This is a genomic window from Alkalibacillus almallahensis, from assembly GCF_011761495.1.
Classification (GTDB): Bacteria; Bacillota; Bacilli; order Bacillales; family Alkalibacillaceae; genus Alkalibacillus; species Alkalibacillus almallahensis.
On sequence record NZ_JAASRU010000001.1, the window covers coordinates 283167 to 295719 of the forward strand.

General features: G+C 38.1%; 11 protein-coding genes and 1 pseudogene. 10 read left to right on the top strand and 2 right to left on the bottom strand.

Features of this window, described 5'->3' with window-relative positions:
* Positions 1 to 3 precede the first annotated feature (3 nt).
* Positions 4 to 1878 carry a selenocysteine-specific translation elongation factor gene (gene selB, locus FHR85_RS01600; protein ID WP_167260341.1) on the top strand — a complete coding sequence of 625 codons (1875 nt, stop codon included), beginning with the start codon at positions 4 to 6 and terminating at the stop codon, positions 1876 to 1878.
* Positions 1879 to 1937: 59 nt separating this feature from the next.
* Here selB and selD read toward each other — a convergent pair whose 3' ends face one another.
* Entirely contained in the window at positions 1938 to 2999 is a 1062-nt protein-coding gene (gene selD / locus FHR85_RS01605) for a selenide, water dikinase SelD (RefSeq protein WP_167260342.1), read from the bottom strand.
* Positions 3000 to 3175: 176 nt separating this feature from the next.
* Here selD and FHR85_RS14535 point away from each other — a divergent pair.
* The 3 genes and pseudogenes from FHR85_RS14535 to acnA all read left to right on the top strand — a co-directional run.
* Positions 3176 to 3358: pseudogene (locus FHR85_RS14535) on the top strand (Rdx family protein); the annotation flags it as partial.
* Positions 3359 to 3432: 74 nt separating this feature from the next.
* A complete protein-coding gene (gene selA, locus FHR85_RS01615) occupies positions 3433 to 4830 on the top strand; it encodes an L-seryl-tRNA(Sec) selenium transferase (protein ID WP_167260344.1) in 1398 nt (465 codons plus the stop codon).
* Between the two features lie 147 nt (positions 4831 to 4977).
* Positions 4978 to 7686, top strand: a complete 2709-nt coding sequence (acnA, locus tag FHR85_RS01620) for an aconitate hydratase AcnA (RefSeq protein WP_167260346.1) — start codon at positions 4978 to 4980, stop codon at positions 7684 to 7686.
* 47 nt (positions 7687 to 7733) lie between these two features.
* Here the strand turns inward: acnA and FHR85_RS01625 are convergent, their stop codons facing one another.
* The gene (locus FHR85_RS01625; RefSeq protein WP_167260348.1) at positions 7734 to 9845 is read right to left on the bottom strand and encodes a catalase; all 2112 of its coding nucleotides are present in this window, start codon (positions 9843 to 9845) and stop codon (positions 7734 to 7736) included.
* A gap of 144 nt (positions 9846 to 9989) precedes the next feature.
* Here FHR85_RS01625 and FHR85_RS01630 point away from each other — a divergent pair, with 144 nt between their 5' ends.
* The 6 genes from FHR85_RS01630 (at position 9990) to FHR85_RS01655 (ending at position 12545) form a co-directional block, all read left to right on the top strand.
* Positions 9990 to 10667 (top strand): hypothetical protein, encoded by a 678-nt coding sequence (locus FHR85_RS01630; protein ID WP_167260350.1) that lies wholly within the window; start codon positions 9990 to 9992, stop codon positions 10665 to 10667.
* Positions 10664 to 11248 (top strand): redoxin domain-containing protein, encoded by a 585-nt coding sequence (locus FHR85_RS01635; RefSeq protein WP_167260352.1) that lies wholly within the window; start codon positions 10664 to 10666, stop codon positions 11246 to 11248. Before FHR85_RS01630 ends, FHR85_RS01635 begins: the two co-directional genes overlap by 4 nt.
* Positions 11249 to 11304: 56 nt before the next feature.
* Complete coding sequence (locus FHR85_RS01640) at positions 11305 to 11451, top strand: FbpB family small basic protein (RefSeq protein ID WP_167260354.1); 147 nt, start codon at positions 11305 to 11307, stop codon at positions 11449 to 11451.
* A 54-nt stretch (positions 11452 to 11505) separates the two neighbouring features.
* Positions 11506 to 11742 (top strand): small acid-soluble spore protein Tlp, encoded by a 237-nt coding sequence (locus tag FHR85_RS01645; RefSeq protein WP_167260356.1) that lies wholly within the window; start codon positions 11506 to 11508, stop codon positions 11740 to 11742.
* A 79-nt stretch (positions 11743 to 11821) separates the two neighbouring features.
* On the top strand, positions 11822 to 12259 hold the full coding sequence (locus FHR85_RS01650; RefSeq protein WP_167260358.1) for an acyl-CoA thioesterase: 438 nt from the start codon (positions 11822 to 11824) through the stop codon (positions 12257 to 12259).
* The gene (locus FHR85_RS01655; protein ID WP_167260360.1) at positions 12243 to 12545 is read left to right on the top strand and encodes a hypothetical protein; all 303 of its coding nucleotides are present in this window, start codon (positions 12243 to 12245) and stop codon (positions 12543 to 12545) included. Before FHR85_RS01650 ends, FHR85_RS01655 begins: the two co-directional genes overlap by 17 nt.
* Positions 12546 to 12553: the final 8 nt, after the last annotated feature.

Here is a 12553-nt window from a genome sequence, read left to right on the forward strand (position 1 = left end):
GACATGAAACAATACACAATAGGTATGGCCGGCCATATAGACCACGGAAAAACCAAATTAACTGAAGCATTAACAGGGATTAACACTGATCGATTACAAGAAGAGCAGGAGCGAAACATCTCAATTGAATTAGGTTATGCCCCGTTGTATGAAGATGATGGGATGACTTTATCTATTATTGATGTACCAGGACATGAACGTTTTATAAGGCAAATGATTGCAGGGGTCTCTGGTGTTGATATAACAATGTTAGTTGTAGCAGCCGATGATGGGGTGATGCCACAAACGGTTGAACATCTCGAGATTTTAGATTATTTAAAGATCCAGAATACGATGGTTGTGATCACGAAAGTAGACTTAGTAGACGATGAATGGCTACAACTCGTTTTAGAAGAATTAAATCGATACACTCATGATACGGTGTTTGAACAAGCGCCAACACATTTAGTCGATTCGCAATCAGAGACAGGAATTAGTGATTTAAGACATGCTTTGTTGCAGCTGCTTGAAGATTCGCCATATCGCGACTCAATGGGTTACTTTCGTATGCCGATTGACCAAGCCTTTCAAATTCACGGGATTGGAACAGTAGTTCGTGGCACTGTGATAGATGGAGTGGTGTATAACCGTGATCAATTGTTCGTTCAACCGGGTAATCGGTCTGTGAGCGTAAAAAGTATTGAACAATTTGGCCAATCAGTAGAATCAGCGTCACTCGGTAGTCGAGCTGCTTTATCGATCAAGGGGGTTGAAACCGACACGATCAAACGAGGAGACGTTCTAAGTAATCATCCTAGTCAAGCAGAAGCTTATCGTCTAGATATTGAATTTAAGACTTCTAAATATTTAAAGCATTCTATTAAACAGCGAAGCCCGATTAAGTTACATATTGGAACAACTGAAGTATATGGACGAATAATTCTATTTGATCGTAATGAGATTCAAGAAGCTGATGAGACAGTTTACGCGCAACTTGAACTTGAGGACTCAGTGTATGCATTTAGGCATGATTTATTTGTATTAAGACGTGCTAGCCCAAAAGAAACAATTGGTGGCGGTAAAGTGGTGCATGCACCTGCTAAGAAACATAAATTTGGAAAACAAACAGTTGATACGGTCAGAAGGGCATCTGTACAGTCACCTAGTGAACAATTAATAGATTATTTGCATCAAGAAGAACCACTTTTAACTGAAGGCGAAATTGCTAACGTTTTAAACTTACAAGAAGCCCAAGTTACTTCATTATTAGAACAATTAATAAAAACACAAGCACTAATTCAAATAGATCAATCATTCGCATCAAAAGCGTGGTTAGAAAGTCAATATCATCACGTTTTCAATCAATTACAAAATTTCCACAATCAGCGCCCTATGGAAAATGGGCTTGATAAATCGATTGTTATGCAAACCATCAAGGCACCTGATAAAGCCCAAAAGAAAATCCTGAATGAATGGGTGAACAATAATCGTATTATTCAAGAACAACACTTAGTTAAACTCCCTGAATTTGAACCTTATATACCTAGTGAAATCAAAGAAGCTGTGAATAGAGGATTAAATTACTTATATGAAGATGGATTAACAGTAAAAGAGTGGGGGACGTATTTTCCTGAGTTGGAAGCAGCAACGCTTGAGTCTTTAAAGAATTATTGTTTATCTAAGCAACTCGTTATTCAACTAACTGAAGAACTAGTGGTTCATTATGATTGTTTTTATCGTGCGGTCCAATCACTTTATCATGCTTTCCCGAACCAGTTTTCGTTAAAGGATGCTAAGGAGCAATTACAAGTTTCTAGAAAATATTTAATTCCTTTCTTAGAAACGTGTGACCAATTAGAGAAGACAAGGCGTGAGGAACAATATCGATACTGGACATAAAAAACTGGACGGGAATTGCCCCGTCCAGTTTTATTTAGTTTCATAATCAAAACTTCGCGCTAACGTGACACCATGATATGTGGTGTTTGATGATCCACCACTTCGCCAATTGTTACCGCTAAATGGTCAGGTGATTCATTCATCTGTTTAATAAAACGCTCTGCGTCTTGAGGATTTAATGAAATAAGTAACCCACCAGATGTTACAGCATCCGTTAATAACAATTGGTCATTCTGATTTAGATCAGAATTAAATGTTACATGGTCTTCAAGCCATGATAAATTGGCTTTAGACCCACCAGGTACAGCACCTTGTTTAAGATAATATTCAACACCTTCAATTACAGGAACCGAATCATAATTAATTAATAGACGAGCATGACTGTTCTCAGCCATTTCATAAGCATGCCCTAGTAAACCAAACCCTGTAACATCGGTTACAGCACTAGGCTGATAATTTTCTAAAATTGACTTCGCTCGCTTGTTTAACTGACGCATCCAATTAATAGTTGTTGTTTGAAGGGCTTCATCAGCTAAACCTTTTTTAATGGCAGTCGTTGCAATGCCTGTTCCAATCGGTTTGGTTAGGATCAATTGATCACCTGGTTTAGCATTTCCGTTTGTCCATATTTGATTGGGATGAGCGAATCCAGTGACTGATAAACCGAATTTAGGCTCGTCATCATCAATGGAGTGACCACCTATAATGGCACCACCTGTTTCAGCCATCTTATCCTCAGCCCCTTGTAAAATAGAAGCTAATATCTCTGATCCATACTTTTCAACAGAGAAACCGACGATATTTAGAGCTGTTTTAACATCGGCTCCCATCGCGTAGATATCGCTTACCGCATTGGCAACGGCAATTTGACCAAATTGATAAGGATCATCCACGATAGGTGTAAAATAATCCACTGATTGTACCATAGCAAGTTGATCATCAATATAGTAAACACCAGCATCATCAGCACTATTTTGACTATATAAAACGTTTTGGTTATTTGTTTTTGATTCTACTTGACCCAACACTTGAGTCAGCTCGCTCGGTGCGAGTTTGCATCCTCAACCAGCTTTTGTTGATAATGATGTTAACCTAACAATCTCGTCTCGATCACGATTCATAGGATCACCTCCTGGTACAAGCTTATTACATGTTTCAAAAAAAGACTATCATTCCGATCTATATTGTTGCAAAAAGTCTGTATTTTTACTAATCTAATAGTCAAACATAAGAGGAGGGACTTGTTATGGATTATCGAGTGTCAATTGAGTTTTGTATGCAGTGAAACTATGCACCTAAAGCTGCGAGTTTCGCAGATCAATTATTTACAGAGTTTCGTCATGAGATTGTAGAAATGAAGTTAATTCCGTCTTCAGGTGGTGCCTTTGAAATAACAGTAAATGATCAGAAAATCTATTCAAAACTAGATACAGGTGAGTTTCCAGACATTAATGCTATAATTAATGATATAAGATCATGATAAGCCTCCATTAGCAAATGCTAATGGAGGTTCAGATTGTAATCTGAGTATATAAAATAAATGAGGCGATTAGTATGACATTGCTAAGATCAATTCCGGCGATTGACCAATTACTAAATGATGAAAGAAGTCAAAAGGTGATTGATCAGGAAGGTGTACCATTGGTTACTTTGAAGTCCGTCTTTCAAGAAGTGACTGAAGATATACGTTCAACTATCTTAAATAATCAGGCCCTTTCAACTTGGAGTGAGGATAATTTATATGAAGTTACTTTATCCTATGCATTTGAGACATTAGAGACTAAACAACGAAAATCATTGCAATCTGTGATTAATGCTACGGGAACAATCATCCACACAAACTTAGGGCGATCCCGATTAGCCGATACTGCAACTGACCGTGTCACTGAAGTAGCGAAGAACTACTCAACGTTAGAGTATGACTTAACTACAGGGAGAAGAGGATCTCGTCACGATTTAGTGGAAGAACGTATTAAGGCATTAACAGGTGCTGAAGCGGCAATCGTCGTTAACAATAACGCAGCTGCTGTGTTTTTGGTATTAAGTGCTTTAGCCCAAGATGAAGAAGTTATTGTATCACGTGGAGAGCTAGTCGAAATTGGTGGTAGTTTCAGAGTTTCTGAGATTATGGAAGAGACTGGAGCTATTCTTCATGAAGTGGGAACCACAAATAAAACACACTTAAGTGATTATCAAAAGGCGATCTCTGAAGCCACACGTATGATTATGAAAGTTCATCAAAGCAATTTTTATATGGGAGGTTTTACAGCAAGTGTTAATCGCCAAGAACTTCAACCATTAACAACACAACATGATGTAGTGTTATACGAGGATCTAGGAAGTGGGTTATTATATAATTTGAGTGAACATGGCATCAGTGATGAACCAACTGTCCAGCAAGTCATTGCCTCTGGAGTCGACCTTGTGTCATTTAGCGTTGATAAACTATTAGGTGGCCCACAAGCAGGAATCATTGCTGGTAAGAAAGACTATATCGATCAACTAAGATCTCATTCACTTAACCGTATTTTACGAGTTGATAAAATGACTTATGCCGCTCTTGACGAAACACTTCGACTGTTTGAAGCAGGTTCCTATGAAGAAATCCCGACTTTAGGGACTGTTTTAAAAAATGATGAGCAAATCAAACGATCAGTACAATCACTTATCAGAAGTTTACCATCTTTAGAAAATATTAACGTGTCAGTTGAACAGACATCGGCACAAGTGGGTGGTGGAACATTACCTGAAGTTACGTTGCCATCATACAGTCTTGTCATGACTTTTAACGAGGCAAATGCTGCATATGTAACAGAATTATTGCGACTCAATCAACCTGCGATTATTGCTAGAGTCGAAAACGAAAAAGTTTATCTTGATTTTCGAACGGTCGATTCCAACGAACATGATGCTATTATTTTGGCGATTTCCAATATTGATCAACTCATCTAATAATGAAACGATAAAATTTGTTTTAATCGTTTTACTTCTATATCGATTTAATATAAAATGAATACGTGCAGAAATAATAGATTTTCTGTAGAATACGCTTATAAATTGATTTAATGAGACATTACATAAGTTAAGGGGGTAAGTAACATGGTAGAAAGTCATGCTGCCAAAGCGAAAAAGCAGTTTGAACTGAATGGTAAAACGTACAACTATTACCATCTCAAAGCACTTGAAGAACAAGGTTATGGAAAAATTTCCAAATTACCTTATTCAATTCGTGTGCTTTTAGAATCAATTCTTCGTCAACAAGACGGACATGTTATTCAAAATGAACACGTAGAAAAATTAGCACAGTGGGCAGAAGGGGCAAAAGTAGATGTTCCTTTCAAACCATCTCGTGTTATTCTTCAGGACTTCACAGGGGTTCCAGCTGTCGTTGACTTAGCGTCATTACGTAAAGCAATGGTAGATATGGGTGGAAGCCCGGACCAAATTAACCCAGAAGTTCCAGTGGATCTTGTTATCGACCACTCCGTACAAGTAGACCGTTATGGTACTCCAGATGCCTTACGTGTCAATATGGAAATGGAGTTCGATCGTAACAAAGAACGTTACGAATTCTTACACTGGGCACAAAAAGCATTTAATAACTATCGTGCTGTTCCACCAGCTACAGGAATTGTTCACCAGGTTAACCTTGAGTACATTGCGAACGTTGTCCATGAACAAGAACAAGATGATGGTTCATATGATGCATTCCCAGATACATTATTCGGTACAGACTCACATACAACGATGATTAACGGCTTAGGTGTTCTAGGCTGGGGTGTTGGTGGTATTGAAGCCGAAGCAGGTATGCTTGGTCAACCATCGTATGTTCCAACACCTGATGTTATTGGTGTTAAGTTAGTAGGAAGCTTCCCAGAAGCAACCACAGCTACTGACTTGGCTCTAAAAGTAACGCAGGTTCTACGTCAGAAGAATGTTGTTGGTAAGTTCGTTGAGTTCTTCGGCCCAGGTCTTACAGAAATGCCACTTGCGGATCGTGCAACGATCTCAAACATGGCGCCAGAGTATGGTGCAACATGTGGTTTCTTCCCTGTTGATGAAGAAACTCTAGACTATATGCGCTTGACTGGTCGTACAGAAGAGCATATTGATATGGTGAGAGAATATCTTCAAAATAATGATTTATTCTATACACCTGATCAAGAAGACCCTGAATTCTCTGAACTTGTAGAGATTGATCTATCAGAACTAGAACCAAACTTATCAGGTCCAAAACGACCACAAGATTTAATTCCGCTTTCTCAAATGAAAGAGTCATTTAACGAAGCTTTAACAGCACCTGCTGGAAATCATGGCTTCGGACTCGATGCGAAAGACAAAGATAAAGAAGCTGTCGTTAAATTTAATAATGGTAGCGAAACAACTATGAAAACAGGTGCACTAGCGATTGCGGCGATTACATCTTGTACGAACACATCTAACCCACACGTGATGTTAGGTGCAGGTCTTCTTGCTAAGAATGCAGTTGAAAAAGGACTAGAAGTTCCTGATTATGTTAAGACATCATTAGCACCAGGTTCGAAAGTTGTTACTAACTATCTAGAAAACTCTGGGTTAATGGAATATCTTGATCACCTAGGCTTTAACCTAGTTGGTTATGGTTGTACAACTTGTATTGGTAACTCAGGTCCATTACTTCCTGAAATCGAAGAAGCAATTGCAAATGAAGATTTAACGGTTTCATCCGTTCTATCTGGTAACCGTAACTTCGAAGGTCGTATTCATCCATTAGTGCGCGCAAACTACTTAGCGTCACCGCCATTAGTTGTCGCTTATGCATTAGCTGGTACTGTTGATATTGATATCTTAAATGAGCCAATTGGCCAAGACCATAATGGCGAAGATGTTTATTTCAAAGACCTTTGGCCATCATCAGATGAGATCAAGGCTCAGATTGCTGAAGTTGTTACACCAGAAATCTTCCGTAAAGAATACGAAGAAGTGTTCAACTCAAATGAAGAATGGAACAAGATCCAAACAACAGATGAACCATTATATGAGTTCGATGAAAACTCAACTTATATTCAAAACCCACCATTCTTCGAAGAAATGTCGAAAGATCCAAAAGAAGTCAAACCGCTTGAAGATCTTCGCGTGATTGGTAAATTTGGTGACTCGGTTACGACGGACCACATTTCGCCAGCTGGTGCCATTCCTAAAGATATGCCAGCAGGTCGCTATTTAATCGAAAATGGCGTTTCCCCGCGTAACTTCAACTCTTATGGTTCACGTCGTGGTAACCATGAAGTCATGATGCGTGGTACGTTTGCTAACATTCGAATTCGTAACGAAATCGGTGGCGGCAAAGAAGGTGGCTTCACAACGTATTGGCCAACAGGTGATGTTATGCCAATTTATGATGCTGCGATGAAGTATAAAGAAGATGGCACAGGCCTATGTGTGATTGCTGGCCATGATTACGGAATGGGTAGTTCTCGTGACTGGGCAGCTAAAGGTACAGACTTACTTGGTATCGAAACAGTAATTGCTCAAAGCTTTGAGCGTATTCACCGTTCAAACTTAGTTATGATGGGTGTATTACCGTTACAGTTCCAAGAAGGAGATAGCATCGAATCCCTAGGCTTAACAGGCGAGGAACACTTTGATGTTCATGTGACAGAAGACGTTAAACCACATGATCTCGTCAAAGTAACAGCGACAAGCCTTAATGGAGATAAGAAAGAATTTGAAGTAACAGCTCGTTTCGACAGTGATGTAGAAGTTGATTACTACCGTCATGGTGGTATTCTACAAATGGTTCTACGTCAAAAATTAGAAACAGTATAAAATTAAGAATAAATCCCTGCCGACTTTAAAAGTTGGCAGGGATTTTTTTATGCTTGTTTCTCATCCATGTATTCGCGTTCCCAATGGCGATGTTGGGTTAAGGCTTGGATAAACAACTCATTAAAACGAGTTAAATCATTTGACCATGTTGAAAGTATGCCGTGATCATTAAACACTTCAGTTGATGATTTTGGTGAGATATTTTGGATTGATGAAGGTAGTACTTGAGTCAATAAATCAACTGCTTCTTGACTTACCCCAATTGTTTTAGCATGGGTAAACATTTCTTTAACAAAACTTTTCCCTTCATGGTGTTTAAGTAGTTCTTGAATATGCTGGGTACCACCAGGAATAAATAAACCATCATATAAGACTGGATAGGTCGTTGAGTAATTTTGATGGACTTGAATGGGTTCTTGATTCATGCTGTTAACCTGTCCTAGATTACGGCTTACTATTTCGACGTGAATCCCTTGTTGTTCCATCATCGTCATGAATGATTTAACGTCTTCAAAATTAAAACCGTCTGCTAGTAAAATCGCTATTTTACGCGTTTTCGGCGTGAATACCGTTTGAGCTTGACTTAAGGCATTTGATTTTTGTTGAGTCATTTCTTGATTGAGTGGCTGTGGAGATTTAACACCAACAGAATCAGCAATTTTCTTGGCTAGCTCATGACTCACATGGTTAAACATTTCAACGACATGCTGCTTGATCGCAGGATCCTTAACATTTCCGACTTCAAAATGAAAAGCTTTGAACAAGTGACGTTTTTCATGCTCAGATAGGCTATTGTAAAAAAGCGTTGCTTGGGAAAAATGATCATTAAAACTAGCACTACGTTTCCGAACTTTTTTGCCTTCAACTTTTTCTTCATAATGTTCGAAACCTTGTTGCTCTTTAGACACAGGTTGCGGATTATTATGAGCTATGCCGTTCGGGCTATAAGCAACTTTCCCTTGATTAATCGTCATACGATGAAAACCGTCTCGTTGATTATTGTGAACAGGTGTTATCGGTCGATTGATTGGAATTTCATGAAAGTTAGGACCACCTAAACGTAATAACTGTGTATCTAAATATGAAAACAAGCGTCCTTGTAATAACGGATCATTAGTAAAATCAATTCCTGGTACAATATTTCCGATGTGAAATGCAGCCTGCTCAGTTTCAGAAAAGAAATTATCTTGGTTGCGATTCAATGTCATTTTTCCAACCTTTTGAACTGGTACTTGCTCTTCTGGCCAAATTTTGGTTGGATCTAATATATCAAAATCGAATTGATGTTCTTGTCCTTCTTCAATTACCTGAATGCCTAGTTCAAATTCTGGGTATTCACCGTTATTGATGGCATCCCAGAGGTCTTGGCGATGAAAATCTGGATTTTTACCAGCAATTTTCTGTGCTTCATCCCAAGTCAAAGAGTGCACACCAAGCAACGGCTTCCAATGAAATTTCACGAAATGTGCTTGGCCCTGTTCATTAACCAATCGAAATGTATGAACGCCAAAACCTTCCATCATGCGGAAACTTCGAGGGATCCCGCGATCTGACAGCAGCCACATAATCATATGTGCCGATTCTTGATTATGAACGACCCAGTCCCAAAATGTATCATGTGCCGCAGAAGCTTGTGGGATCTCATTATCAGGTTCTGGTTTGATGGCATGAACGACATCCGGGAATTTAATAGCATCTTGGATAAAAAAGATTGGCATATTGTTACCTACCAAGTCAAAGTTGCCATCTTCAGTATAAAACTTAGTGGCGAAACCTCGTACATCGCGTACAGTATCAGCTGAACCACGCGAACCAACAACTGTTGAAAACCTCACAAATACAGGTGTTTCTACATTCGGATCATTTAAAAACGAAGCACTTGTTAAAGAGGATAAAGATTCGTATGGTTTAAAGACGCCATGTACGCCAAATCCTCTTGCATGTACAACACGTTCAGGGATTCGTTCATGATCAAAGTGAGTCATTTTCTCGCGGTAATGAAAGTCTTCCATTAAAGTTGGCCCACGTTCTCCTGCAGTTAGGGATTCTGACGTATTGGGTAATTTTGTACCTTGATCAGTTGATAAAGACTGGCTTTCATTTGAATTTTTAAAAGCTTTTAATTGTTCTTGTTTTGCATCACGTTGTTTACGGTCCATAAATATAACCTCCTCAGTCAATCATTAGTTTGTTAAATAAATCCAAGTTTATTCGTGTGATTCTTAATTGTCATGGAATCGTAAATCATCTCTAGACGAGATTGTATGACTGTTTGGTAGGATAGATAATAGGAGTGAAAAATTATGAATGACATCATCCAAATTGGACCACTCAATTTATATATACCTTTATTATTTTATATTGGTGGGATCATTTTATCTGGCATAATAGGTAATCTTGTTTTCAATCGAAAAAGTACACAATCAATTGACAAGAAGCCAGGAGATGTCATCTTCGAATATTGGTTTGTTTTTATCGTTATTTGGAAATTAAGCTATCTCTTTAAACACCCCGCTGATTTGATTGAGAATCCAATCGCCATCATATACTTTGATGGAGGTATTCTTGGAATATTATTCGGTATTATAGCTTTATTATTATATAGTATTAGGCAAAAACGTTATTTTCGAATATCGTATCTATGGCAAATCGCATGGTGGTTACTAGGTATATTTATAATGTTAAGCATAGAACAAATGATTTCACTAATTTACGGATTCAGCTTTATAGTGGTTTTTGAAGTCATTATTTATTTGGGGATTGTTGTTATATATTTTTTCAATTCACAGCCATTAACTTGGTTCCAATTATTAGGGGCAAGTCGTTGGGTTGCGATTAATTGGGTGTTATTTCGAGTGTTGGACAACTCTGCAGAAATATTTATCTTTGAGGTCATGACGGTTCTTGCCATTGCTGTTATAACTTATATCGTTGAGTGGATTATAGACGGACGTCATAAGAGAGGAGCGTTGCGTAAGTGAAATTAACTAAACGCATCATTGGGTTAACTCTGATTGGTATATTAGTTGGAATTGTGGTCTATAATACCTGGTTTTCTAATTCTGATGAAAATAATGAGACATCAGGAGAAGGAATTTTTGTACAACCAGAAGGTGTTGATATAGAGACAGATGAAATTGAAGTAGGAGAAGAGGCACCAAATTTTAAACTTGAGACATTAGATGGAGAAGAAGTGGAATTAGCTGACTTTCGTGGTCAAAAGGTCTTTTTAAACTTCTGGGCGACATGGTGTCCACCTTGTAGAGCTGAGATGCCCCATATGCAAGAAATATCAGACGAATATGGCGAAGATGTTGTGATTTTAGGGGTTAATGCAACATCACAAGAGACGAATACAGATAAGGTTTCATCATTTGTAAATGAGCTTGATTTAACATTTCCTATTTTAATGGACAAGACTGGAGAAGTGAATGTACGTTATCAAGTCTTAAGCCTACCAACAACGTATTTCATCAATACTGAAGGTAAAGTCCAAATACCAAGACATGTTGGGCCACTTTCGTATGACGATATGGAACAAAAGATAAAAGAACTAGATTAAGTATATTCTTCTAGCATAATGGCTATCCTAAAAAGCAAAAAGGAGAATCAGTCATTATGCGAAAGAAAGATCATTTAACGTTTCAGCGACTTATTCAATCTGAGAAAGAAAAAATTATGAACAACCCACAAGAACTAGACAAAATTTATGATAAGTTAGATTCTCGGTTAAGCATTACGCCTTCTAAACAGTCCCGTGTATAGCTGATATTAATCTGCTAATACTAACGACTGTAACAACTCAAAGGAGGCGTAACTATGAGTCAACATCAAAAGAAACCAAACTCTGATGAACGTCGAGATAACATGAAAAAGATTCAGGAAAACCTGAACAACACTTTGGAAAATATGCAAGAAGCTGAAGATTCAATGGAAACAGCGTCAGAATTTCAAGAGGAAGAAATTAAGAAGAAAAACGCAAGAAGAACAGAAGCTATCGACGGTATGCGTGATGAATTACGGGATGAACATGCTCATGAAAAACGACAAAAATAACAATCGAAAGGCTAGCCATAGCTAGCCTTTTTATTTTAAAATAATATTTAAGTTGAAGTAAGAGGGAGAGAGGACAAATATGGTCATAAATGAAACCGATATAAAAGTCCGTTACCAGGAAACGGATCAAATGGGCGTTGTTTATCACGCCAATTATTTAGTTTGGTTTGAAATTGGTCGAACTCATTTAATTGAACAACTAGGCTTTAATTATGCCGATATGGAACGCGATGGGATTGTGTCTCCTGTAGTCGATATTAATGCACAATACAAGAAACCTTTAACATACGGTGAAACCGCTTCTGTTAAAACATATATCAGTTCGTATGATGGATTTCGAATCATCTATGGTTATGAGATCTACACTGAGGCTGGTGAATTAGCAGTAACAGGTTCATCCTCACACGTTTGTGTTAAAAAACAAAATTTCAAGCCGATCTCGATCCGAAAACATTATCCAGCTTGGCACAATGCTTATTTGAAAGCGATAGGTGAAACTAATGGCGTTCGGGATTAAACGAGATGAATTAAGACGTTGGAAAAGTCAAGTTGAAGCTGGGGAAATAGCATTTTTAACGCACTACTGGGCAGATGATCGTTTCCCTGGCCATAAAACAGTAACCAAAGCAGGTTGTCAAGATATTGAACGTTTAAAAGCATGGGGACGACGATATGGATTAAAACCAGAATGGATCCATGTAGATGAGGAATACCCACATTTTGATTTAATCGGCCAATTTGAAGAGGATATATTACAAGCTGAAGGAAAACTTGATCAATTAAGACGTTTTCGTTCAATTTAAAAAAGCCG